Annotated in this window: 24 protein-coding genes; 5 read left to right on the top strand and 19 right to left on the bottom strand. The window is 73.7% G+C overall.

From position 1 onward, the window contains the following. Positions 1-8: 8 nt before the first annotated feature. The 5 genes from ACN261_RS16655 to ACN261_RS16635 all read right to left on the bottom strand — a co-directional run bounded on the left by ACN261_RS16655 (position 9) and on the right by ACN261_RS16635 (position 5520). A complete protein-coding gene (locus ACN261_RS16655; protein WP_363652156.1) occupies positions 9-1697 on the bottom strand; it encodes a ribonuclease J in 1689 nt (562 codons plus the stop codon). 52 nt (positions 1698-1749) lie between these two features. Next, complete coding sequence (gene dapA, locus ACN261_RS16650; protein WP_421486258.1) at positions 1750-2676, bottom strand: 4-hydroxy-tetrahydrodipicolinate synthase; 927 nt, start codon at positions 2674-2676, stop codon at positions 1750-1752. Between the two features lie 46 nt (positions 2677-2722). Next, positions 2723-3466: an FAD-dependent thymidylate synthase gene (gene thyX / locus ACN261_RS16645; RefSeq protein ID WP_204957321.1), complete on the bottom strand. Its 744-nt coding sequence runs from the start codon at positions 3464-3466 to the stop codon at positions 2723-2725. Between the two features lie 148 nt (positions 3467-3614). Continuing rightward, the gene (locus ACN261_RS16640; RefSeq protein ID WP_425850951.1) at positions 3615-4286 is read right to left on the bottom strand and encodes a DUF2752 domain-containing protein; all 672 of its coding nucleotides are present in this window, start codon (positions 4284-4286) and stop codon (positions 3615-3617) included. A gap of 4 nt (positions 4287-4290) precedes the next feature. Continuing rightward, the gene (locus ACN261_RS16635) at positions 4291-5520 is read right to left on the bottom strand and encodes a winged helix-turn-helix domain-containing protein (protein WP_421486254.1); all 1230 of its coding nucleotides are present in this window, start codon (positions 5518-5520) and stop codon (positions 4291-4293) included. A 78-nt stretch (positions 5521-5598) separates the two neighbouring features. Here ACN261_RS16635 and ACN261_RS16630 point away from each other — a divergent pair, with 78 nt between their 5' ends. Next, a complete protein-coding gene (locus ACN261_RS16630; RefSeq protein WP_425850949.1) occupies positions 5599-6150 on the top strand; it encodes a GNAT family N-acetyltransferase in 552 nt (183 codons plus the stop codon). On the opposite strand, the gene ACN261_RS16625 is transcribed toward ACN261_RS16630, so the two are convergent. Then, on the bottom strand, positions 6049-7386 hold the full coding sequence (locus ACN261_RS16625; protein WP_425850947.1) for a glycosyltransferase 87 family protein: 1338 nt from the start codon (positions 7384-7386) through the stop codon (positions 6049-6051). The genes ACN261_RS16630 and ACN261_RS16625 overlap by 102 nt on opposite strands. Before the next feature lie 36 nt (positions 7387-7422). Between ACN261_RS16625 and ACN261_RS16620 the strand changes: the two genes are divergently transcribed. Both ACN261_RS16620 and ACN261_RS16615 read left to right on the top strand, forming a co-directional pair. Next, entirely contained in the window at positions 7423-8004 is a 582-nt protein-coding gene (locus ACN261_RS16620) for a GNAT family N-acetyltransferase (protein WP_421486248.1), read from the top strand. A 117-nt stretch (positions 8005-8121) separates the two neighbouring features. After that, entirely contained in the window at positions 8122-8502 is a 381-nt protein-coding gene (locus ACN261_RS16615) for a VOC family protein (protein WP_421486246.1), read from the top strand. Positions 8503-8514: 12 nt separating this feature from the next. On the opposite strand, the gene ACN261_RS16610 is transcribed toward ACN261_RS16615, so the two are convergent. The 7 genes from ACN261_RS16610 to truB form a co-directional block, all read right to left on the bottom strand. Next, positions 8515-8985 carry a GNAT family N-acetyltransferase gene (locus ACN261_RS16610; RefSeq protein ID WP_421486245.1) on the bottom strand — a complete coding sequence of 157 codons (471 nt, stop codon included), beginning with the start codon at positions 8983-8985 and terminating at the stop codon, positions 8515-8517. Between the two features lie 102 nt (positions 8986-9087). Continuing rightward, positions 9088-9855, bottom strand: coding sequence for a 4-hydroxy-tetrahydrodipicolinate reductase (dapB, locus tag ACN261_RS16605; RefSeq protein WP_421486243.1), 768 nt, complete (start codon positions 9853-9855; stop codon positions 9088-9090). Positions 9856-10036: 181 nt separating this feature from the next. Next, positions 10037-11323 (bottom strand): M16 family metallopeptidase, encoded by a 1287-nt coding sequence (locus ACN261_RS16600; RefSeq protein WP_421487027.1) that lies wholly within the window; start codon positions 11321-11323, stop codon positions 10037-10039. Positions 11324-11526: 203 nt separating this feature from the next. After that, on the bottom strand, positions 11527-13902 hold the full coding sequence (locus ACN261_RS16595; RefSeq protein WP_357758742.1) for a polyribonucleotide nucleotidyltransferase: 2376 nt from the start codon (positions 13900-13902) through the stop codon (positions 11527-11529). A gap of 223 nt (positions 13903-14125) precedes the next feature. Continuing rightward, a complete protein-coding gene (gene rpsO / locus ACN261_RS16590) occupies positions 14126-14395 on the bottom strand; it encodes a 30S ribosomal protein S15 (RefSeq protein ID WP_067302624.1) in 270 nt (89 codons plus the stop codon). A gap of 218 nt (positions 14396-14613) precedes the next feature. Further along, on the bottom strand, positions 14614-15540 hold the full coding sequence (locus ACN261_RS16585; RefSeq protein ID WP_421486240.1) for a bifunctional riboflavin kinase/FAD synthetase: 927 nt from the start codon (positions 15538-15540) through the stop codon (positions 14614-14616). 124 nt (positions 15541-15664) lie between these two features. After that, entirely contained in the window at positions 15665-16549 is an 885-nt protein-coding gene (gene truB, locus ACN261_RS16580) for a tRNA pseudouridine(55) synthase TruB (RefSeq protein ID WP_421486239.1), read from the bottom strand. 95 nt (positions 16550-16644) lie between these two features. Here truB and ACN261_RS16575 point away from each other — a divergent pair, with 95 nt between their 5' ends. Continuing rightward, the gene (locus tag ACN261_RS16575) at positions 16645-16941 is read left to right on the top strand and encodes a hypothetical protein (RefSeq protein ID WP_421486237.1); all 297 of its coding nucleotides are present in this window, start codon (positions 16645-16647) and stop codon (positions 16939-16941) included. Between the two features lie 115 nt (positions 16942-17056). Further along, entirely contained in the window at positions 17057-18079 is a 1023-nt protein-coding gene (locus ACN261_RS16570; protein WP_421486235.1) for a hypothetical protein, read from the top strand. A gap of 45 nt (positions 18080-18124) precedes the next feature. Here the strand turns inward: ACN261_RS16570 and ACN261_RS16565 are convergent, their stop codons facing one another. The 6 genes from ACN261_RS16565 to ACN261_RS16540 form a co-directional block, all read right to left on the bottom strand. Next, on the bottom strand, positions 18125-19450 hold the full coding sequence (locus ACN261_RS16565; protein WP_421486234.1) for an MATE family efflux transporter: 1326 nt from the start codon (positions 19448-19450) through the stop codon (positions 18125-18127). Positions 19451-21143: 1693 nt separating this feature from the next. Next, on the bottom strand, positions 21144-21353 hold the full coding sequence (locus ACN261_RS16560; protein ID WP_194822111.1) for a DUF6186 family protein: 210 nt from the start codon (positions 21351-21353) through the stop codon (positions 21144-21146). Beyond that, positions 21353-21760, bottom strand: coding sequence for a hypothetical protein (locus tag ACN261_RS16555; protein WP_421486233.1), 408 nt, complete (start codon positions 21758-21760; stop codon positions 21353-21355). The genes ACN261_RS16560 and ACN261_RS16555 overlap by 1 nt, the downstream gene beginning before the upstream one ends. A gap of 19 nt (positions 21761-21779) precedes the next feature. Continuing rightward, on the bottom strand, positions 21780-22880 hold the full coding sequence (locus tag ACN261_RS16550; protein WP_421486231.1) for a DHH family phosphoesterase: 1101 nt from the start codon (positions 22878-22880) through the stop codon (positions 21780-21782). Further along, the gene (rbfA, locus tag ACN261_RS16545) at positions 22877-23353 is read right to left on the bottom strand and encodes a 30S ribosome-binding factor RbfA (RefSeq protein ID WP_421486230.1); all 477 of its coding nucleotides are present in this window, start codon (positions 23351-23353) and stop codon (positions 22877-22879) included. Before rbfA ends, ACN261_RS16550 begins: the two co-directional genes overlap by 4 nt. A 322-nt stretch (positions 23354-23675) precedes the next feature. After that, positions 23676-23969: a DUF503 domain-containing protein gene (locus ACN261_RS16540; protein WP_088647721.1), complete on the bottom strand. Its 294-nt coding sequence runs from the start codon at positions 23967-23969 to the stop codon at positions 23676-23678. Between the last annotated feature and the right edge of the window lie 90 nt (positions 23970-24059).

Genomic DNA, 24059 nt, shown 5'->3' with positions numbered 1-24059 from the left:
TGACCCGCTCAGACCTCGACGACGGTCGGGACGATCATCGGGCGGCGGCGGTACGCGTCGTTGACCCAGCGGCCCACGGTGCGCCTGACGATCTGCTGGAGCTGGTGCGGGTCGGTGACACCGTCCGCGGCGGCCCGGTTCAGCGCCTCGGTGACCAGCGGGATCACCGGGTTGAACGCGGCCGGGTCCTCGGAGAAGCCCTTCGCCGACAGGGTCGGGCCGGCGACCACCTTGCCGGTGACCGAGTCGACGACGACGGTGGTGGCGATGAAACCGCCGTCGCCGAGGATCCGCCGCTCGGTCAGCAGCGACTCGCTGACGTCACCCACGGCCAGACCGTCGACGTAGACGTAGCGGCTCTTCACGTGCCCGACCACACTGGCCCGGCCCTCGACCAGGTCGACGACGTCGCCGTCCTCGCAGATCACCACCCGGTCGGGGGCGACGCCGGACTCGATGCCGAGCCGGGCGTGCGCCCGCAGGTGCCGCCACTCGCCGTGCACCGGCATCAGGTTGCTCGGGCGCACCACGTTGAGCAGGTAGAGCAGTTCACCGGCCGGGGCGTGCCCGGAGACGTGCACCTTGGCGACGTCCTTGTGCACCACCACCGCGCCCGCCCGCGCCAGCCGGTTGATCACCCGGTAGACCGAGGTCTCGTTGCCGGGGACCAGCGACGAGGCGAGCACGACCGTGTCGCCGGGGGCGATGGTGATGTGCCGGTGGTCGCCGCTGGCCATCCGGCCCAGCGCGCTCATCGGCTCGCCCTGCGAACCGGTGGACATCAGCACGATCTGGTCGGGCGGCAGCGTGGTGGCCTCCTCGATGCCGATCACCAGACCGGCCGGGATGTTGAGCAGGCCGAGATCCCGGGCGATGCCCATGTTGCGGACCATCGAGCGGCCGATCAGCGCCACCTTGCGGCCGTGCTCCAGCGCCGAGTCGAAGACCTGCTGCACCCGGTGCACGTGCGAGGCGAACGAGGCGACGATGATCCGCCCCTTCGCCTTCGCGAAGATCGAGTCGAGCACCGGCCCGATCTCCCGCTCCGGGGTGACGAAGCCGGGGATCTCGGCGTTGGTGGAGTCCGACAGCAGCAGGTCGACGCCCTCCGCGCCGAGCCGGGCGAAGCCGGCCAGGTCGGTGATCCGGCCGTCCAGCGGGAGCTGGTCCATCTTGAAGTCACCGGTGTGCAGCACCAGGCCGGCCGGGGTACGCACGGCCACCGCCAGGGCGTCCGGGATCGAGTGGTTGACCGCGAAGAACTCGCACTCGAACGGGCCCAGCCGCTCCCGGCCGCCCTCGCGGACGGTGAGCGTGTAGGGCTGGATGCGCCGCTCGGCCAGCTTCGCCTCGACCAGGGCGAGGGTGAACTGGGAGCCGACCAGGGGGATGTCCGGCTTGTGGGCGAGCAGGTACGGCACCGCGCCGATGTGGTCCTCGTGACCGTGGGTCAGCACGATCGCCTGCACGTCGGCCAGCCGGTCCAGGATCGGTGCGAAGTCGGGCAGGATCAGGTCCACCCCGGGCTGCTCCACGTCGGGGAAGAGCACCCCGCAGTCGACGATCAGCAGCTTGCCGTCGTACTCGAAGACGGTCATGTTCCGACCGATGGCACCGAGTCCGCCGAGTGGGATGATCCGCAGCCCGCCCTCGGGCAGCGGCGGGGGCAGTTCACCCTCGAATTGCGCCTCGGTCACGCGTCCACCTCATTCTGCGACGCCGTAACCCGGCGTCCGTCGTGTCGTTCGATCATTCGGGCAGGTCCAGGCCCGCCGCCGCGCAGTCCGCGCGCAGCAGGGCCAGTTCGTCGTCGGTGGCATCCGCCAGCGGCGGACGCACCGGGCCGGCGGGCAGGCCCAGCACGTTCAGGCCCGCCTTCACCAGGATGGTGCCCGGGCTACGGAAGATCCCGGTGAACAGCGGCAGCAGCCGCCGGTGCAGGGCCAGCGCCGTGCCGGTGTCACCCGCGTCGTACGCCTCGATCATCTGCTTGGCGAGCGCGCCGGTGAAGTGGGTCGACGTGCCGACCAGCCCGACCCCGCCGACCGCCAGGGTGGGCAGGGTGAGCGCGTCGTCGCCGCTGTAGAAGGCGAGGTCGGTGCGGCTGGTCACCCAACTGGTGGCGGTCAGGTCGCCCTTGGCGTCCTTGACCGCGACGATCCGCTCGTGCGCGGCGAGCCGCACCAGCGTCTCGGTCTCGATCGGCACCCCGGCGCGGTGCGGGATGTCGTACATCATGATCGGCAGGCCGGTGCCGTCGGCGACGGCGGTGAAGTGCGCCACCAGCCCCCGCTGCGGCGGCTTGCTGTAGTACGGGGTCACCACCAGCAGGCCGTGCGCGCCGGCCTTCTCGGCCGTGGCGGCCAGCTCGATGGTGTGCCGGGTGTCGTTGGTGCCGACGCCGGCCACGATCCGCGCCCGGTCACCGATCGCCTCGACCACCGCGCGGATCAGGGTCTCCTTCTCCGCGTCCGAGGTGGTCGGCGACTCGCCGGTGGTGCCGTTGAGCACCAGCGCGTCGTTGCCCTGCTCGTCGACGAGGTAGGTCGCCAGCCGGACCGCCCCGTCCAGATCGAGGGAGCCGTCGGCGGTGAACGGGGTCGCCATCGCGGTGAGAAGCCGCCCGAACGGGCGCGACACGCCCCGGTCGGGGGCGGCAGGGTGGTCGTGCGTCATGCTCACAACCTAGCGGACGAGCACCGGACAGCCGGTGGGGAAGGGCTCAGGACAGCTGCGCGTGCGGACTGGTAGCCACCTCGGTGCCGTCGGGCAGCGTCGAGACGACGAAGTCGGCGAAGACGTTCGGGGCGACCCGCTGGAGCTGCCGCAGGCACTCCACGGCCAGCTCACGGATCTCCACGTCGGCGTGCTCGGTGGCCCGCATCCCGATGAAGTGCCGCCAGGCACGGTAGTTGCCGGTGACCACGATCCGGGTCTCGGTGGCGTTGGGCAGCACCGCCCGCGCCGCCTGCCGGGCCTGCTTGCGGCGCAGCGTCGGGTTGGGCTCGTCGGCGAACCGCTGCTCCAACCCCTCCAGCAGCTCGGTGTACGCCCGCACGCTCGCCTCGGCGGCCTCGACGAACCGCTTGTGCAGCTCCGGGTCGTCGGCGATCACCGCCGGCTCGACCATCGCCGCGTCCCGCTCCGGCACGTAGCGCTGGGAGAGCTGGGAGTAGGAGAAGTGCCGGTGCCGGATCAGCTCGTGGGTGAACGAGCGGGACACCCCGGTGAAGTAGAACGTCACGCTGCCGTGCTCCAGCACCGACAGGTGCCCGACCTCCAGGATGTGCGCCAGGTAGCCGGCGTTGGTGGCGGTCGCCGGGTTCGGCTTCTTCCAGCTCTGGTAGCAGGCCCGGCCGGCGAACTCGGCGAGCGCCTGGCCGCCCTCGGCGTCGGTCGACCACGGCACGTCGTCGGGGGCCTGGAACTGGGTCCACGCGATCAACTGCACCTGGGGCTGCACCATCTCCGGCATTCCTGCGACTGTAGTGGCCCGGTGGGCTGCGGGGAAACTCGGGCCACCGCGCTGACCAGCGAGATCATGGACAGTTCCGGCCCGGGGCGGCGGCGGGTGGCCAACGTCTCCCACCCGGCCCGCCGCGCGCCCCGGCCGGTCAGACGTACAGCGCGGTGAACGGTGCCCAGGGCAGGTTGCGCAGCACCGAGAAGGCCATCCAGACGGCGAGGAACCCGCCGATCACCGGGGAACTGAGCCGCAGCTCGGGCAGCCGCCACCCGAACGCCTGCCGGCCCGCCCAGGCGACGAAGAGGTATGCCAGGAAGGGCACCGCGAAGACGAACACGGCGTGGTGGCGGGCGGCGGCCGGCAGGTCGGCGTGCAGGAGGTACCACAGCGCGCGGGTGCCCCCGCAGCCCGGACAGTCCAGTCCGGTGGTCAGCTTGAGCAGGCAGCTCGGCGCGGCGTCCGGGTCGCTGGTGGTCGGGTCACTGACCAACGCGTACGCCATGCCGGCGGCGACGCAGCCGAGCGCGGCCAGCGGGGCGGCCCAGCGCGGCGACCGGGCGTGCAGGCGGAGCACGAACCGGGTGAGCCGGTCCGGCTCGGGCGGCTGCCACACCACCGGCGGCCCCGCCGACCACGACCCGGGCGGCAACCCGTCGACGCCCGCGCCCGTCACCGGGTGGGGGTACGGGTCGGTCGGCGGGCCGACGGGGGGCGGGTCGCTCAGCGTGTGGGTGGTGCCGGCCGGTGCGGCACCGGTCGACGTCGGATCGGTGCCCTGCCCCGACCGGGTCGGCCCGGTCGGCCCGTCAACGCTCGTCACGGCCTCACGGTACACCGGTGAGGCTGCGCAACGCGGCGGTCAGCGGGGCGGCCAGGTCGCCGGCCGCCGGTGGGGCGACCGCGTCCAGGCCGAGCCAGCCGGCGAGCCGGTGCAGCTCGGCGGCGAGCGCGACGGCGGTCTCCCCCGGGTCGACGCCGGGCTCCTGCCAGGCCGCCGGCACCAGCAGCACCCCGGCCCTGCGGTCGGCCTTCAGGTCGACCCGGGCGGTGAACCGCTCGCCCTGCAGGAACGGCAGCACGTAGTAGCCGTGCACCCGCTGCGCGGCCGGCACGTAGATCTCGATCCGGTAGCCGAAGCCGAACAGCCGCTCGGTGCGGGCCCGTTCCCAGACCAGCGGGTCGAACGGGCTGACCAGGGTGTTGCCCCGCACCCACCGGGGCAGCCGGGCGTCGACGTGCCGCCAGGCCGGCAGCCGCCACCCCTGCACCGTCACCGGCACCAGCTCACCGGCCTCGACCAGCTCGGCGACCGCCTGCCGGGCACCGGCCAGCGGGAGCCGGAAGTAGTCCCGCAGCTCCGGCTCGGCGGCCACCCCCAGCGACCGGGCGGCCACCGCCACCAGGGTGCGGTACGCGTCGGCGTCGGTCGGCGTGGGCGCGTCGAGCGCGGCCGCCGGCAGCACCCGTTCGGGCAGGTCGTAGCGGCGGGCGAAGGAGGGCGTCCGGTCGGCGGCGGTGACCTCGCCGGCCCAGAACAGGAACTCCAGCGCCCGCTTCACCGCCGACCAGTTCCAGCCCCAGTTGCCGGTCTCCCGGGGCGCGTCGTGTTCGATCTCGGCGGCGGTCAGCGGCCCGGCGGCAGCCACCTCGTCGCGCACCCAGGCGACCAGTTCGGGCTGCTCGGCGGCGATCCGACGCATCCCGCCCCAGGCGTCGTCGCGGGCCTTGGCCATCCGCCAGCGCAGCGCGGCGTGCAGCCCCACCGGCACCAGGGACGCCTCGTGCCCCCAGTATTCGAACAGCTCGCGGGGGCGGCGGTAGGCCGCGGTGTCGAGCAGGGTGGTCGGGTAGGGCCCGAGCCGGCTGTAGAGCGGCAGGTAGTGCGCCCGTTGCAGCACGTTGACCGAATCCATCTGGATCAGCCCGACCCGGTCGAGGACCCGACGCAGGTGCCGGCGGGTGGGCACCCCGGCGGGCGCGGGGTCGGCGAAACCCTGGGCGGCGAGCGTCATCCGCCGGGCCTGGGCGAGCGAGAGCGATTCCGGTGCGACCATCGCCGACGACCCTAGACCAGCGGTACGACACCGGAGCGGACACTGGACCGACCGCCCGTCGGGGCATAGAACGGACGCATGCTCACCATCCGCCGCGAGGAACCCGACGACGCCGAGGCGATCGCCCGGGTGCACATCCACGGCTGGCAGGCCGGATACGCCGGCATCATGCCCGCCGAGGTGCTGGCCCGGCTCAACCCGGTGGCCTGGGCGCAACGCCGGCGGGACGTGGGCACGGCCGACCCGGAGCACCCGTTCACCACCCTGCTCGCCGAGGTCGACGGGCTGCCCGCCGGGTTCACCACCTTCGGGCCGTACCGCAACAACCAGGACCGGGGTGACCTGGACCCGACGAAGGGCGAGGTGCTGGCGATGTACGTGGAGCCGGCCCACTGGGGCGACGGCACCGCGCAGGCCCTGTTCGCCGCGGCCCGCGACGGGCTGGCGGCGCGCGGCTGGCGGGAGTACCGGCTCTGGGTGCTCGCCGACAACGCCCGCGCCCGCCGGTTCTACGAGCGGGCCGGTCTGTCAGTCGACGGCGAGCGGTCCCGTTACCCGGTGCCGCTGGCCGGTGGCGGTCCCCCGGTCCACCTCGACGAACTGCGCTACACCGGCCGGTTGCCCGGCTGAGCCCGCCGGCCGCCGGCCGACGGCGGGGTCGACCGGTCCGGCCGGGTCGCCCGGCCGACCGCCGACCGGCGTCGCCCAGGTGCGGATCGGCAGCAGCACCAGCAACGCGAGGCTGATCCAGACGTAGGTGTTGCTGCCCAGGAAGCCGGCGACCCCGGTGAAGTCCTTCTCCCAGGCCCAGACGATCCGGCTGCACAGCAGCACGTAGGAGACCACCGCGAGGGCCGACAGCGCACGCCGCCGCAGGCTGCCGGCGGGCGCGGCGACCGCGTTGTCGACCAGCAGGATCAGCGCCGGGATCAACCAGACCAGGTGGTGCACCCAGGTGACCGGGCTGACCAGGCACATCAGCGCGCCGGTCAGGGCCAGCCCGGTGGCCTCGTCGCCGACCGCCACGGCGGCCCGGCAGCGCCACGCCCAGACGGCCAGGGTGACCAGCACCAGCGCCAGCCAGGCCAGGGTGCTCGGGTGTTCCGGGTCGAGCCGGGCCACCACACCGCGCAGCGACTGGTTGGACACGAACGCCAACTCGCCCACCCGGTCGGTGTTCCACAGCGCCGACGTCCAGAACTCCCGGGCGGCGTCGGGGAAGAGGGCCGCGGCGAGCAGGGTGGCGGCGGCCGCGGCGGCGACGGCGGTGCCGGCGGCCCGGAACCGCCTGGTGATCAGCAGATAGACGATGAAGACGCCCGGGGTCAGCTTGATCGCGGTGGCCAGCCCGATGCCGACGCCGGCCCACCGGTTGCCGGCCGGCAGCAGCCGCAGCAGGTCCACCGCGACCAGGAACAGCAGCAGCATGTTGACCTGGCCGAAGTTGACCGTCTCCCGCATCGGCTCGAACGCGGCGGCCAGGCAGAGCGCCACCGCCAGGACGAACCACCGGGTCCAGCCGGCCCGCCGGGCGACCGGGTCGAGCAGCCACCAGACCAGCACCGCGCTGACCAGCACCGTCGCCGCCACGCTGACGGTGATCGCGACCGGCCACGGCAGGTAGGCCATCGGCAGCATCACCAGCGCGGCGAACGGCGGGTAGGTGAAGCCGTACTGGGTGCCCGGCTTGAGGTAGTCGTAGATCTCGCCGTGGTCGTGGACCCAGAAGGTCAGCGCGCCGTAGTAGACCTTCAGGTCGAAGAAGCCGTGCCGGACGGCCGCCACGGAGAGGAAGGCGGCCACCGCGACGGCGAGCACCACCACCGCGACGACCTGCCCGGTCGTCCGCCTGGCCCCCTGCGCCACCGTCGTCTCCCTCGCTGTGGCCTAGGCTTTCGTGCCATGGCTCTGGGGTACGTCCGCCCGGCGCGTCCCGAGGACGCCGCCGAGATCGCCCGTGTGCAGCTCGCGACCTGGCGGGTCGCGTACCGTCGGCTGCTGCCCCGGCACGTGCTCGACAACCTGGACGAGGCGTGGCTCGCCCGGCGGTGGAGCGCGGCGGTGCAGGAGCCGCCCTCGGCTGCGCACCGGGTGCTCGTCGCCGTGGAACAGGCCGAGCAATCCTATCTGGTGGGGTTCGCGGCTTCCGGGCCGGCGGACGCCGAAGCGCTCGCCCCGGGCGAGCCGGCCACGGCGCTGGACGCCGGGGTGGTCGCGGTGACCGACCTGCTGGTCGAGCCGCGCTGGGGTCGGCGCGGGCACGGTAGCCGGCTGCTCGCCGCCGCCGTGGACGCCTGGCGCGGCGACGGGTTCACCCACGCGGTCGCCTGGACGTTCGACGGCGACGAGGCGACCCGTAAGTTCCTCACCAGCACCGGCTGGGAGCCGGACGGCGCGGCCCGCGCGCTGGACGTCGACGACATGCTCGTCCCCCAGGTGCGGCTGCACGTCGCGGTCCCCACCGAACCGGACGACACGCCCTGAACCCCGCCGTGGCGGCAGCGGTCGCGCGGCCCGGTCGACGCGTCCCGGCCGGTTCTGTCGGCCCGCCCTGGTAGACCGGAGGCGGCGGCACGCCACCGACGGTGAGGGAGACACGGCATGTTCCGGGAGACGAAGGCATTCAGCGGGTTCTCGGCCGACGACACCGACCGGGCCCGGGAGTTCTACGCCGACACCCTCGACCTGCGGGTGTCGCAGCTCGGCGGCCCCGGTGGGCTGCTGATGCTGCACCTGGCCGGCGACCGGGACGTGGTGGTCTACCCCAAGGCCGACCACGTGCCGGCGACGTTCACGGTGCTCAACTTCCCGGTGGCCGACGTCGACCGGGCGGTCGACGAGCTGACCGCACGCGGGGTGCGGTTCGCGCGCTACCCGGGGCTGCCGCAGGACGACCGGGGAATCATGCGCGACAACGGGCCGACCATCGCCTGGTTCACCGACCCGGCCGGCAACATCCTGTCCGTCATCGAGCAGGAGTGACCCCGCGCCGGGTCAGCGGCGCAGCTCGACGACCAGCTCGTCGTTCTCCACCGCACCCGTCGGGGTGAAACCCAGCGAGGTGTAGAGCCGGGCGGCGGCCGTGTTGTCCGGGTGGTACGACAACCGGACGGGGTGCTCGCCGTCCGGCCCGGCCAGCCAGGCGGCGAGGGTGCGTACGGCGGCCCGGCCCACCCCCCGGCCCTGCTCGGCGGCGTCGACGAGCATGCCGCCGATCCACCGCGACCCGTCGTCGTCCACGCCCCACATGACGTGGCCGGCCACGGTCTCGTCGGCGTGGACCGCAAGCGACGTCCAGACCTCGGAACGCGCGGTCAGCACCAGGTAGCGGGCCGCCAGCGCCGGCACCCAGTCCCGTTGGTCGTCGCGGGGGGCCAGGTCGGCCACCGCCCGCCAGTTGTCGTCGTCCACCGGGCGCAGGGTGACCCGCCGCCCGAGCCGATCGATATGTCCGGAATCCAGCACCGGGGCAGCCTAGGGCGCACCCCGGCGCACCGCCAACGAATTCGCCGCCACCGCCGCACCCGGCGTCGGCGCGACACCGACCGTCGTGCCCGGCGGGCGGGGCTAGTCGAGCAGGGCGTCCAGGCCGACGGTCAGCCCCGGCCGCTGCCGGACCGCCCGCACCGCCAGCAGCACCCCGGGCATGAACGACACCCGGTCGTACGAGTCGTGCCGGATGGTCAGCGTCTCGCCGAGGGTGCCGAACAGCACCTCCTGGTGGGCGAGCAGGCCGGTGGCGCGGACCGCGTGCACGCGTACCCCGTCGATGTCGGCGCCCCGCGCGCCGGGCACCTCGTCCTTGGTCGCGTCGGGGGCCGGGCCCAGGCCGGCCTCGGCGCGGGCCTGCGCGACCAGCCGGGCGGTGTGGGTGGCGGTGCCGCTCGGCGCGTCGAGCTTGCGTGGATGGTGCTGCTCGATGATCTCCACGGACTCGAAGTGCCGGGCCGCGCGGGCGGCGAACTGCATCATCAGCACCGCGCCGATGCCGAAGTTGGGGGCGATCACCACCCCGACGTCGGGCCGGTCGGCCAGCCAGCCGCGCACCTGCTCCAGCCGCGCCCGGGTGAAGCCGGTGGTGCCGACCACCGCGTGCACGCCCCGGTCGATGCACCAGCGCAGGTTGTCCATGACCACGTCCGGGGTGGTGAAGTCGACGACCACCTCGGCGGAGGCGGCGGCGGACAGCTCGTCACCCTGGTCGACGGCGGCCACCAGCGCCAGGTCGTCGGCCCCGTCGACCGCCCGGCACACCTCGGCGCCCATCCGGCCCCGGGCACCCAGCACACCGACCCGGACCGGCCCACCCGGGCCCTTCTCCTGCTCGTCAGTCACGCGGCACAACCTATCCCAATCGGGACGCGGGCCACCGCCGGACCACCGCCGTCCCACCGGCCGGTCCCGGAACGGACGGACCCCGGACCCGACCGTGAGCCGCCGACCACCCGGACGCCGTCCGGTCGGACCACCGCCGGGACGACCCGCCTCGCCGGGAACGGGTCGGCGGGCGGCGGGCTCAGCCGGCGAAGTCGTGCTCGCCGAACGGGCCGACCACCGCCAGCGACATCGGCCGGCCCAGCAGCTCGGCGGCGAGGGTGTTCACGTCGGCCACGGTCACCGCGTCGACCCGGGCCAGCAGCTCGTCCACCGGCATCAGGTCGCCGTAGAGCAGCTCGCCCTTGGCCAGCCGGCTCATCCGGGAGCCGGTGTCCTCCAGGCCCAGCACGAACGAGCCCTTGCTCATCCCCTTGCCCCGGGCCACCTCCGCCTCGGTGAGCCCGTCGGCGGCCACCCGGGCCAGCTCGGCGCGGGTCAACTGGAGCACCTCGTCGACCTTGCCCGGCGCGCAGCCGGCGTAGACGGCGAACAGGCCGCTGTCGGCGTACTGGCTGGCGTAGGAGTAGACCGAGTAGGCCAGGCCACGCCGTTCGCGGATCTCCTGGAACAGCCGGCTGGACATGCCGCCGCCGAGGACGTTGTTGAGCACGCCGAGGGCGAACCGCCGCTCGTCGACCCGGTCGATGCCGGGGCAGCCGAGGATGACGTGCGCCTGCTCGGTCTCCTTCGGCTCGACCAGGACGGCGGCCGGCTTCGTGCGTACCGCCGGGGTGTTGCGCCGGGGCGTGCCCGGCGCGGCCGGGTCGGTGTCCAGCGGGGTGCCGCGCAGCGCCTGGCGGACCAGTCGGACCACGGTGGCGTGGTCGAGGTTGCCGGCGGCGGCGATCACGATCTGCGGCGCGGTGTAGCGGCGGCGGTAGAAACTCTGGATCTGCTTGCGGGTCATCGGGGTGACCGTCTCCTCGGTGCCGGAGATCAACCGGCCGAGGGGGTGGTCGCCGTAGACGGCGCGGGCGAACAGGTCGTGCACCTCGTCGCCGGGCTCGTCGTCGTGCATGGCGATCTCTTCGAGGATGACCCCGCGTTCGGTCTCCACGTCGGCCGGTTCCAGCAGCGAGTCGGCGACGGCGTCGCACATCACGTCGATGGCCAGCGGCAGGTCCTCGTCGAGCACCCGCGCGTAGTAGCAGGTGTATTCCTTGGTGGTGAAGGCGTTGGTCTCGCCGCCCACCGCCTCGATCTCGGCGGAGATCTCCAGCGCGGTGCGCTTGTGGGTGCCCTTGAACAGCAGGTGTTCCAGGAAGTGTGCGGCACCGGCCTGCGGGCCCGTCTCGTCCCGTGAGCCGACGGTGACCCAGATGCCGAACGAGACGCTGCGCATCGTCGGGATCGCCTCGGTGAGCACTCGCAGCCCGCTCGGCAGCACGGTGCGCCGCACGGTGCCGCCCAGCGGGTCGTCACTGATCGTGCGGGTGACCGCCCGCGACGGTGCCCCGGCGCGGCCGGGCTGCCCGGCGACGGCGTGCCGGACGGGCGACGCCGGCCGCCGGCCCGGGGGAAACGACGAACGCTGGGCGCGGCTCACGCAGACCTGCTTCCCGTGCGACGAGGGGTGGAGGGAACACACCGGCCGGGTGACGACGTCGTCGTCACCCGGCCGGTCACTGCTCAGCTGTGCCGGGTACGCCGACGCGGACGCTCGCCGCCGTCGCCACCCTCGCCGCCACCCGGGCCACGCTCGCCGCGCTCCGGCGCGCGACCACCCCGGTCGCCGCCCCGGTCACCGCGGTCACGCGGACCCCGGTCGCCGCCTCGACCGGCCGGCCGGTCGCCACCGGCGGCCTCACCGGCGGCCGGCGCCTCGGCGCCCTCCGGCCGGACCTTGTCCAGGTAGATCTTGCCGCGGGCGTCGATGTCCGCGATCTCCACCTCGACCTTGTCGCCGACGTTGAGGAAGTCCTCGACCCGCTCGACCCGCTTGCCGTCGCCCACCTTGGAGATGTGCAGCAGGCCGTCGCGGCCGGGCAGCAGCGAGATGAACGCGCCGAACGCGGCGGTCTTGACCACCGTGCCGAGGAACCGCTCACCGGCCTTGGGCAGGGTCGGGTTGGCGATGCCGTTGATCCGGTCCACGGCGGCCTGCGCCGACGGGCCGTTGGTCGCGCCGACGTAGATCGTGCCGTCGTCCTCGATGGAGATCTCGGCGCCGGTCTCGTCCTGGATGGCGTTGATGGTCTGCCCCTTCGGGCCGATCACCATGCCGATCTTGTCCACCGGGATCTTGACGGTGGTGACCCGGGGCGCGTAGTCCGACATCTCGGCCGGGGCCTCGATCGCCGCCTGCATCACCCCGAGGATGGTCTGCCGGGCCTCGTTCGCCTGCTGGAGCGCGGCGGCGAGCACGTCCGACGGGATGCCGTTGAGCTTGGTGTCGAGCTGGAGCGCGGTGACGTACTCCGGCGTGCCGGCGACCTTGAAGTCCATGTCACCGAACGCGTCCTCGGCACCGAGGATGTCGGTAAGCGTCACGTACTGGGTCTTGCCGTCGACCTCGTCGGAGATCAGGCCCATCGCGATGCCGGCCACCGGTGCCTTGAGCGGCACACCGGCCGACAGCAGCGCCAGCGTCGAGGCGCAGACCGACCCCATCGAGGTCGAGCCGTTGGAGCCGAGCGCCTCGGACACCTGCCGGATGGCGTACGGGAACTCCTCGCGCGACGGCAGCACCGGCAGCAGCGCCCGCTCGGCCAGCGCGCCGTGGCCGATCTCCCGCCGCTTCGGCGAGCCGACCCGGCCGGTCTCCCCGGTCGAGTACGGCGGGAAGTTGTAGTTGTGCATGTAACGCTTGCGGTTCTCCGGGGAGAGGGTGTCCACCATCTGCTCCATGCGCAGCATGTTCAGCGTGGTGACGCCGAGGATCTGGGTCTCGCCCCGCTCGAACAGCGCGGAACCGTGCACCCGGGGCAGCACGCCGACCTCGGCGGTGAGCGGCCGGATGTCGCGCGGCCCCCGGCCGTCGATGCGGACCTGCTCGCGCAGCACCCGGTTGCGGACCTCGGACTTGGTCAGCGAACGGAAGGCGGCGGAGAGTTCCTTCTCCCGGCCCTCGAACCGACCGGTCAGCTCCTCGGCGACCTTGGCCTTGACCCGGTCCAGGGCCTCCTCGCGGTCGGCCTTGCCGGCGATCTGGAGTGCCTCGGCCACCTCGGCGCGGACCAGCTCGGCCACCGCCTGGTAGACGTCGTCCTGGTAGTCCAGGAACACCGGGAACTCGGTGACCGGCTTCGCGGCGACCTCGGCCAGCTCGCTCTGCGCGCGGCACAGCTCGCGGATCGCCGGCTTCGCGGCCTCCAGGCCGCTGGCGACGATCTCCTCGGTCGGGGCGGTCGCGCCGCCCGCGATCAGGGTCACCGCGTGCGGGGTCGCCTCGGCCTCGACCATCATGATCGCGACGTCGCCGTCCTCGAGGGCCCGGCCGGCCACCACCATGTCGAAGGTGGCCCGGGACAGCTCCTCCAGGGTCGGGAACGCCACCCACTGGCCCTCGACGTGGGCCACCCGGGTCGCCCCGATCGGGCCGGAGAACGGCAGGCCGGACAGCTTCGTCGACATCGAGGCCGCGTTGATGGCGACCACGTCGTACGGGTGCTGCGGGTCGAGCGCGAGGACGGTCTCGACGACCTGGACCTCGTTGCGCAGGCCCTTGACGAACGACGGGCGCAGCGGCCGGTCGATCAGCCGGCAGGTGAGGATCGCGTCCTCGCTGGGCCGGCCCTCACGGCGGAAGAACGAGCCGGGGATGCGGCCCGCGGCGTACATCCGCTCCTCGACGTCGACGGTCAGCGGGAAGAAGTCGAACTGCTCCTTCGGGTGCTTACCGGCGGTGGTGGCGGAGAGGACGACCGTCTCGCCGAGCTGGGCGATGACGGAGCCGGCGGCCTGGCGGGCCAGCCGGCCGGTGGAGAAGGTGATCTCACGGGTGCCGAAGGACCCGTTGTCGATCACGGCGGTGCGGGATTCGGTGCCGAGGTTGGTCTCGGTCATGTGCTGCGGTACTCCTTCGCGTCGTGGGCCCACGACACCGGAGCTGCTCAGACGGCCGGTCTTCGATCGAAGCGCCCGGGTGGCCGGCATGATGCCGGGATGCCCGGGGGCCACTACCGGAGACCGGTACGCTGACCGGCTCCCTCTCGGGTGGTCGCGCGGCCCTCTTCTTCTGGTGGTGCGCGGAACGGGGGAGCGACCCGGTGGCCGCTCCCCCGTCACGTCATCGGCGCAGGCCGAGCCGCTCGATCAGCGACCGGTAGCGGTTGATGTCCTTCTTCTGGACGTAGTTGAGCAGCCGACGGCGCCGACCGACCAGCAGCAGCAGCCCACGGCGGCTGTGGTGGTCGTGCTTGTGCACCTTCAGGTGCTCGGTCAGCTCCGCGATCCGCTTGGTGAGGACCGCGACCTGCACCTCCGGCGAACCGGTGTCGCCCTCGGCGGTCGCGTACTCCGAGCGGATCTTGGCCTTGGCTTCCTGGTCGAGCGCCATGTTCTCCCTGTTTCGGTGGGTTGACAACTGGTGTCCGTCGTTCGGGTCCGCATGGACCGGAGACGGACGAACCTCGCACCCGCGGCGTCGTGCAGGCACGCGAGGCCCCGCGTCGGTCATCCGACGTCACCGCCACACTACCAGCCCGTCGCGGAACCGCCCGGTCAAGGCCCGCGCGGCGGGCGTCGGCGGCCCGCCGACCCCGCCCGCCGGGCCGGTCAGGCGACCGCCAGGCGGGTCCGCGCGACGTCCTCGGTCATCTGCGCCAGCAGCGGCTCGATCGCGTCGTACCGGATCTGACCGCGCAGGTGGGCGGCGAAGTCGAGGGCGACGTGCTCGCCGTACAGGTCGCCGGCGAAGTCCAGCACGTGCGCCTCGACCCGGCGCTCCCGGCCGGCGAACGTCGGGTTGGTGCCGATCGAGATGGCCGCCGGCAGCCGCTCGACGCCCCCGCGTACCAGCCAGCCGGCGTACACCCCGTCGGCGGGCACCGCCGCGTGCGGCGGGCAGCGCAGGTTGGCGGTGGGGAAACCCAGCTCCCGGCCGCGCTGGTCGCCCAGCACCACCACCCCTTCGAGGCGGTGCGGCCGGCCGAGCACGACGGTCGCCGCCGCCACGTCCCCGGCCTCGATCCGGGCCCGGACGTACGTCGAGGAGAAGACGGTGCCGTCGGCGGCGACCAGCGGGGCGTTCTCCACCCCGAAGCCGTAGGTGCGGCCGAGCTGTTCGAGCAGTGCCACGTTCCCGGCGGCCCGGTGCCCGAACCGGAAGTTGTCCCCCACCACGACCAGCGCCGCGTGCAGGTGTTCGACCAGGATGTCGTGCACGAACGCCTCGGCCGGCAGCCGGGACAGCTCGGCGGTGAACGGCACCACGCACAACACGTCGACCCCGAGCGCCTCGACCAGCTCAGCCTTGCGGGTGGGCTCGGTGAGCACGGCCGGGTGCGCGCCCGGGCGGACCACCTCGGCCGGGTGCGGGTCGAAGGTCACCACCACCGACCGTACGCCCAGCTCACGGGCCCGCGCCACGGCGTGCCCGATGGTCGCCTGGTGCCCCCGGTGCACGCCGTCGAAGACGCCGATGGTGACGACCGACCGCCCCCAGTCACCGGGTGCCGCCTCGTACCCCCGCCACCGCTGCATGCCGCTCCTTCCCTGCTCCGCCGCTGACCGGCTCACACCCGTACCCACCGCCGCCGGTCGTGCCGGCCGTCGTCCCCGCGCCCGTCCCCGCCGTGCCGTCCGGCCGTGCCGGCCGACGGCCCGGTCAGGCCGGGGCGAGCACGATCTCCGCGCGGGCCCGGCCGTCCCGCTCGCTGACGATAGCGATCAGGCCACCGTCCGGTCCGAAGACGGCGTACGGTCCGACGATGCCCACCGGGTCCAGCGGGCCGCCGTGGGAGAGCACCTTCGCCTCGTCGGCGCTGGCCTGCCGACGGGAGAAGTACCTGTCGGCGGCGGTGTCGAGGGGCAGGGTGACCACCTCGGGCGCGCGCTGCTCCAGCGTCGTGAGGGTCGCCGACTCGGCCAGGGTGAAACTGCCCACAGCGGTCCGCCGCAGCGCGGTGAGGTGTCCGCCGACGCCGAGCGCCTGGCCCGCGTCCCGGGCCAGCGCCCGGATGTACGTCCCCGACGAGCAGTCGACGTCGATGTCCACGTCGACCACGTCCGGGGTGTCGCGGCGGATCGCCGACACGTCGAGCCGGGAGACGGTGACCCGCCGGGCGGGCAGCTCGACCTGCTCGCCGTCCCGGACCCGCTTGTACGCCCGCTCCCCATTGATCTTGATGGCGCTCACCGCGCTGGGCACCTGGTCGATCTCACCGGTCAACGGCACGAACGCGGCCCGGATCGCGGCGTCGGTCAGCGCACCGGCGGGCGTGGTCCCGATCACGTCACCCTCGGCGTCGTCGGTGACCGTGGACTGGCCGAGCCGGACCGTCGCGGTGTAGCTCTTGCCCGCCCCGATCACGTACGTCAGCAGCCGGGTGGCCCGGCCGACCCCGATCACCAGCACCCCGGTCGCCATCGGGTCGAGGGTGCCGCCGTGCCCGACCCGGCGGGTACGGGCCAACCGGCGGATGCGCGCCACCACGTCGTGCGACGTCATGCCGCCGGGCTTGTCGACCACGATCAGACCGTCACCGTTCACGACCGCCAAGCCTGCCAGACGGGTCCGTCCCGCCCGCCACCGCACGGCACAATGACCGTCGCGCCACGAGCCCTCCGTCACCCATCAGGAGCAGCATGACCACGCCGTCCCCGCCCGAACACCGTGCCCGGGTCGAACTCCCCGAGTGGATGCGTCACCCGGAGCCGCCCCGTCGTACCCTCGGCCGGCGGTTGTCCGAGCTGGTCGAGGCCGTGCCGACGCTCCGCCGGGCCCGGCTGTCGCTCTGGCGGTGGCGCGACCGCAGCCGATTCAGCGAACGTCACCCGGTCGTCGCCGGGATCGTCTCGTTCGTGCTGGTGGCGACGCTGGCCAGCCTGCTGGTCGGCGGCGCGCTCTACCTGTTCGCCCGGATGCGCGCCGGCACCCTCTGAGCGCGTGACCCCCACCCCGGGCCAGTCCTCGTCCGTGACCCCGGACGGGACGGCGCCGCGACCGCCCGGGTGCGAGGATCATGCGCCCCTTCCCGTCCGACCCAGGGAACACCGCGTGACCCACGACCCGACACCCACTGACCCACCCCCCGACAGAGCGGCGGTCGCCACCGCGGACGAGCCGGTCCGGATTCCGTCCTGGATGCGGGAACCCGAGGTGGAGCACGAGTTGACCCGCTCGGAACGGCTCCGGCTGCGTTGGGGTCGGTACGGCGGCACGCTGCTCGGCGCGGTGGGCGTCCTGCTGGTGCTGGTGCTGGTCGGCGGGCTCGCCCTGGGCGGGTTCCGTTTCGTCCAACGGGCGCACGACGGCACACCGCTGCGCCCCCGCCCCGGTGGCGCGTCGCCGGCCGCTCCCCGGCCGACCGACGCCAGCGGCAACAGTCTCGGCCCGTTCGTCGCCACCCCGGCCGAGGCGTACGCCGAGGGCGCGGCGGCCGTCGTGCCGCCCGCCGCCCACCGGACCGGGCCGTTCACCGCCGAGCAGGTCACCGACGCGCTGGCGCGGGTCCGTCGGGCACTGGTCGAGGGGCGGGTGGAACCCCGGATGCTGGACGGCGATCCGGAAGGGTTCCTCGCCGTGCTCGCCCCGCAGAACCGCGACTCCGTCCGTCGGGACCTGGCCTCCGGCATCAGCCTCGGCTTCGCCAGCCGGATCGCCGACCGCGCCGACCCGGGGCTGGACCGCGACGAGCAGGTGCGTGGCCGGGGCACCATCACGTACCGGTCCACCACCGCCGCCAGCGGGGTACGGGCGTTGGAGGTCACCACCCGGTTCGTCTGGGCCTACCCGTTCGACCTGTGGCGTCCCCAGGCGTACCGGCCGGGCGCGGAGCTGGTCACCCTGCGCGACGAGGTGGTGTGGCTGGTGCCGTACCCGGACGACGTCGGCCCGGCCGGGCGTGGTCTCTGGCTCGACTCGGCCCGGATCACCCTGCAGAACGCCGACTGCCCGGCGATGCGGCGGGGTTTCCTGGCGCTGGCCGAGGCCGAACCGCTGCGTCGTCGGACCGCGCCGGCCCCGACCGGCGACGTCTACGACGAGAGCTGGCGGGCCGGCGACGGCGAGGAGTGCTGACCGGCGATCGCGGTGCTCCGGCCGGAAACCGTCGCAGCACGGCCGTCAGCGCACCGCGCCGACCACCGCCCACCTGCCGGACCGCAGTCGCAGCAGCACGCCGACGAGCCGGATCACCACGAGCAGGGTGAGCCCGGCCCAGATGCCACCCAGACCGAGGTCGAACGCGTAGGAGAGCCAGATCGCCGGCAGGAAGCCGCCGACCGCCGCGACCACGGTCAGGTTGCGCAGGTAGCGGATGTCGCCGGCACCGATGAGCACACCGTCGAGGGCGAACACCACCCCGGCGAACGGCTGCATCGCGACGAACCAGGGCCACGCCACCATCGCCTGCTCGCGTACCTCGGGATCGGAGCTGAACAGGGACGGCACGACGCCGGCCCCGGCGGCGATCAGCACCGCGAAGGCCACTCCGCACACGCCGCCGAGCAGCGCGAACCGGCGGGCCAGGGCGCGCGCCCCGGCGGCGTCGCCCGCGCCCAGTGTCGCGCCGATCAACGCCTGCGCGGCGATCGCCAACGCGTCGAGCAGCAGCGCGGTGAAGAACCACAGTTGCAGCGCGATCTGGTGGGCGCCCACGGCGGCGGCGCCGAACCGGGCGGCGACGGCGGTGGCGGACAGGAAGCTGGCCTGGAAGGCGAGCCCCCGGATGAGCAGGTCCCGGCTGAGCACCAACTGCTGGCGGATCAGCGCCGGCCGGGGCCGCACGCCCACCCGCTCCCGCAGCAACGCCCCCACGAACAGCGCACCCGAGACGGTCTGGGCGATCGCGTTCGCCACCGCCGAACCGGTCACGCCGAGTCCGGCGGGGTAGACCAGCAGGGGGCAGAGCAACGCGGAGAGCAGGTTCGGCCCGAGCACGAACAGCAGCGGGCGGCGGGTGTCCTGGATGCCGCGCAGCCAGCCGTTGCCGGCGGCGGCCAGCAGCAGGCCGGGCGCGCCGAGGGCCGCGATCCGCAGCCACTGACCGGCGGTGTCGGCCACCTCGCCACCACCACCGGCGAGGGTACGCGCCAGCGCGTCACCGCCGAACTGCATGCCGACGGCCACCAGCACGCCCACCCCGAACGCCAGCCAGGACGCCTGGACGCCCTCGGCCAGCGCCGCAGCCCGGTCACCGGCACCGAACCGGCGGGCCGCCCGCCCCGTGATGCCGTACGCCAGCACGGTGCCGAGCCAGGCGGTGAGCGTCAGCACCGTGCCACCGACGGCGAGCGCGGCCAGCGGCACCCGGCCCAGGTGCCCCACGACGGCGGTGTCGACCAGCACGTAGAGCGGTTCGGCGGCGAGCACCACCAGGGCGGGCAGGGCGAGCGCGGCGATCCGGCGCGGCGAGGCGAGCGCGGTGGCGGTGGCGGTGGACTGGCTCATCGCCGCCGATCCTGGCACGCCTGCCGTAAGGAACGCAAGCCTTGGCATCACTTACCGAGCGAGGGCCTGCAGAACCGGCCCGGCGAGGGACGCGACCGCACGGGACGGGTGCGCGCGGGGGGCGGAGTGGGCGAGGCGGGGTGCTTCGGCCGAGCCGGCCGGACGGATTCGGCGGGGCGGGGTGCGCCCGGTCCGGCCTGAACGACGGGTCCACCGGCACGCCGAGGCAGGCCGAGCCGACCGGGCCGGGGTGGGCCGCCGCGCCGAGCCGACCGGGCCGGGCAGGCTGGGGCAAGCCGGCTGAGGAAGGCCGAGGCCGACCGGGCCGGGCCCGACTGGGCGTGCCTGGGGCGAGCCCGGCTGACACGGCCGGGGCTGGGGCGGCCGGGGCTGACACAGCCGGGGCTGGGGCGGCCGGGGCTGACACAGCCGGGGCTGGGGCGGCCGGGGCTGACACAGCCGGGGCTGACACAGCCGGGGCTGGGGCTGGGGCGAGCCGACTGACACGGCCGGGGCTGATCGGAACGAGCGACCCTCGTCCCCGTCGGGCCGGTTGAACGCGGCTCGGCCCGGCCCGCTCCGACCGCGCTGAACGCGGCCGGAGCCGGGGACGGTCGGGCTGGGCGCAGCCGGGGTGGACCGGACGGGCGGCCGGCTAGGTCCGGCCAGGCAGCCGAGTAGCCACTGCCCGTGCCCGACGACAGGATCGCGGCCGAGGGCGGGATCGCGGCCGGTCGGGGTCAAGCTGAGATACACCGGTGCCGGACCGGGCCTGGCCGATGCCAGGGTGGGACGGCCCGGAGCAGGCGCTACGACCGGACCGCACCTGGGGCACGGAGCCCGGCCAGCGCCGGGAGGTCGGTCCGTGCCGGGTCCGGTGGGACGACTGGAAACGGGCCGGACGGGGCCGGACTGAGCACGACAACCGGAGCCAGGCTGAGTCGGAACTCAGCCAGGCAGCGGGGTCATCGCCGGTGCGGCAGGGTCACTGGCGGGTGTCCATCGAGGTCTGCAGCGCACGGCGCATCTGCTCGCGGGCCTCGTCGGTGGTCTCGGTCTTGGGCTTGGTCGCCATGGCGGTGTCCTTCCAGGGTGCGGACCACCGAACAGGTGGCCCGGACGGGCGGTCCTGCTGAGCGCCGGGAAGGCGGCCCGGGATCACCGGAGCGGCTCGCCTGGCAGCGTGAGCCCGGGTCGGTCAGACCCTGGAGGGAGGCGGCACCGGGTGTGGCACCACCGCCCGCGACCTGCGTCGCGGCGCGACGTCGGCCTCTCCCAAGTTAACGTTTACTTTCCACATGCTGCCCACTCTTCCCGTCATCTGGACGGACCGGCAGACACCCCGAGCACACCCGAAACCGCTGCCCGGCACGAACGCCCGCACCACACACCACCCCGCCAGGCCGGCCCGCAGTTCCCGTACCAGGAAGGAGCGCACGTGACGCCTCTGACGACCGGGGCACGTCGGGAACGGGGAAGCCACGCCGATCAGGCCGGACCGGTGTAGGACGAGCTGCGAGCGGTCGGACCGGACGGAGGTGCGAGACCGGCGGCCCGAACCGAGCCGGGCGGAGCGCACCCGCACGGGCTGGGAGAATCGGAGCGGGCGGCCGGGCAGGCAAGCGTCGCGGCTCCCGACCGGACGGGAGCGGCCGGTCACCGACGGTGGAAGGTCAACCGACGGTGGAAGCGGTCAGCGGGCCAGGAAGTGCCAGCCGAGCCACCACCAGAACCCGAACACGCCGATCCGGCCGACCGGCACCGGACCGACCTCGTACCGCATGACGTAGGCGCAGACGTCGCCCAGTGACGGAATCCGGGAACCTTCCCGGCGGGCGGCCCACTCCACTGCCGCGAAGAGCACCAGTGAGGCGAGGAAGCCGCTGATGGCGAGCGTGCGCATCATCGCCGCACCAGCCCCCAGAACGCGGCCAGCCAGGCGAACCAGGCCGCCGAACGGACCAGGTCGTCCTCCAGCAGCGGATCGGCCAGGCGGGAGAAGGTGGGGAACTCGTCGCCGACCGCCATGACGAAGGTGGCCCCTTCGAGCACCCCGAAGAGCGCGGCCGGGAGCAGCCACCAGACGGTGCCCCGGCCCAGCCGGCGCGGTGCCGGCCGACGCTGCACCCGGTTGCCGAGGCCGAGCCAGATCAGCGCGCCGCCGGTGCCCAGCGTCCAGATGTTGGCCTGTGCCGAGAACGACGGGAACTGCCCACCGACCAGGGAGAGGCAGGCCAGCACCGGCACGGTGACCACCGGCCTGTCCCAGGCGCGGGAGACGTCCACGGCGATCTCGTGCGGCTGCTCCATCGTCCGATTCTCCCCGGGGTCACCGTGTGCGGGAAGACCGACACCCGTCGGCGTCGGCGGGGCCACCGGTCAGCGCACCGGCCAACTCCGCCCTGATGAGGGCGATGACCTGCTCGGCGTCGCCCGATCCGGTGAAACCGGCGGCGAAGCGGTGACCTCCGCCACCCAGTGCCACCGCCACCGCGCTGACGTCGACGGCACCCTTGCTGCGCATCGACACCGCCCACTCGGCCGGCCCGACCTGCTTGAGCACGCACGCGACGTCCGCCTCGGCGGTGCAACGGACCGAGTCGATAAGCGACTCCAGCACGTACGGTTGCTGGTCGTGCCGGGCCAGGTCGTCGAGGGTGGCGTCGGTCCAGACCAGGCCGTGGCCGGCGGCGGCCTCCGGTTCGAGCCGGGCCCGGCCCAGCACCTCGCCGAAGAGCCGGACCGCGCCGAACGGCCGGGTGTCGAAGACCTGGCGGGAGATGTCCCCGGGGTGCAGGCCGGTGGCGAGCAGCCGGGCGGCGAGCCGGTGCACCTCGGGGGTGGTGGCCGCGAACCGGAACGAGCCGGTGTCCGTGGTCAACGCGACGTAGAGACCCGTCGCGATCTCGGCGTCCAGCGGCACGTCGAGCCGGGAGAGCAACTGCTCGGCGACGACCGAGGTCGCCGCCGCCGTCGGATCGACCAGATGCACCGCGCCGAAGCCGGTGTTCGAGGCGTGGTGGTCGAGGACGATCGAGGTGCCGGCGGTGTCGAGCCGGTCGACCAGGTCACCGAGCCGCGACTCGCTCGCGGCGTCGAAACAGACCACCAGATCCGGATCCGGGTACGCCTCGGCCGCCGGCACCAGCAGGTCGAGCCCCGGCAGCCAGCGGAACGGCTCCGGCACCCCGGGCGGCCCCGGGAAGGTGGCCTGCAACCGGCGTACGCCGAGCCGGCGCAGCCCCAGCCCGAAGCCGAGCATGCTGCCCAGCGCGTCGCCGTCCGGGTTGACGTGACAGATCAGCAGCACCCGGGCATCGGCCGGCAGGCCACGTACCGCTGCGACGGCGGCGGCCCAGTCGTCCTCGCCGGGGCCGGCGGACGGCGACCCGGTGCGGAGCTGGTCGGTCGTGCCCGGGGCGGCCGTCACCGCCGGTCCGTGGCGGACGTGTCGGTGGTGGCGTCGTCGTCGGCCTCGTCGTCCTCGTCGTCGACGCGGTACGGCTGGGCATCGCCCGCGTACTTGGCCTGGGCGGCCAGCCGCTGCACCTCGGCGTCGGCGTGCCGGGCCTGGGCGAGCAGGTCGTCGATCTGCTTGACCTGGTCCTGCACGTCGTCGAGGACGAAGGTCAGCGAGGGCGAGTGACGCAGCCCGAGGGCCTTGCCGACGGTGCTGCGCAGCATGCCCTTGGCGCTCTCCAGCGCGGCGGCGGTGCTGGCCTGTGCCGCCGCGTCACCGAGGACGGTGTAGAAGACGGTGGCGTCGCGCAGGTCGGCGGTGATCCGGGCGTCGGTGATGGTGATCATCCCGAGCCGGGGGTCCTTGATCTGGCTCCGCACCACCGAGGCGACCAGTTCGCGAATCCGCTCGGCGTGCCGGCGAACCTTGGCCGGATCAGTCATGTCCCCCACCTCCAGGGCGTTCCTTCCGCGGCCGGAGCGGCGACGCGAACGTCACCGGGCCAACCACCCAACACCTCGAACACTACCCGCGCGCCACCCCCACCCGCCCGCCCCCACCCCGCACTCCCGCCTCTCCCACCCACCCCCACTTCCCGCCCTGTCTCGCCCCGCCCCGCCCCGCCCCGGTGATCAAGAAGTTTGCGTCAATCGATCAAGAGGTTTGCGTCAACCTGAAGATCGAAGCTGACGCGAACCTCTTGATCAATGCGAACAGGAGGTGGGCGGATGGGGTGCGTGGGGTGGGTGGGGTGGGTGGGGTGGGTCAGTCTTCGGGGGTGTGGAGGTGGCGGCGGACGGAGAGGAGATCGATCTCGGGGCGGGCGGCGACCAGGCGCTCGCAGGAGTCGAGCACGTCGCGGACGTGGGTCGCCTCGGCGGCCACCACGGCCACCCCGATCTCGGCCCGCCCGTGCAGGTCGAGCGCGCCCACCTCGGCGGCCGACACCTCGAACCGGCGCAGCGCCGCCACGATGGGCCGGACGTAGGAGCGCTTCGCCTTGAGAGAGCGGGAGTCGCCCGGCAGGAGCAGGTCGAAGAGTGCGGTTCCGGTATACATCGCCACGGACGTTACGGAAGCGGCCCGGACATGCTCAAGGGGTTTACGCCGGGTGGCGTAAACCCCTTGAGCACTGTTGTCAGCCTCGGA

This window comes from Micromonospora sp. WMMD723 (genome assembly GCF_049863385.1).
GTDB classification, from domain to species: Bacteria; Actinomycetota; Actinomycetes; order Mycobacteriales; family Micromonosporaceae; genus Micromonospora; species Micromonospora wenchangensis.
This window is presented reverse-complemented; position numbering and strand designations above follow the sequence as displayed.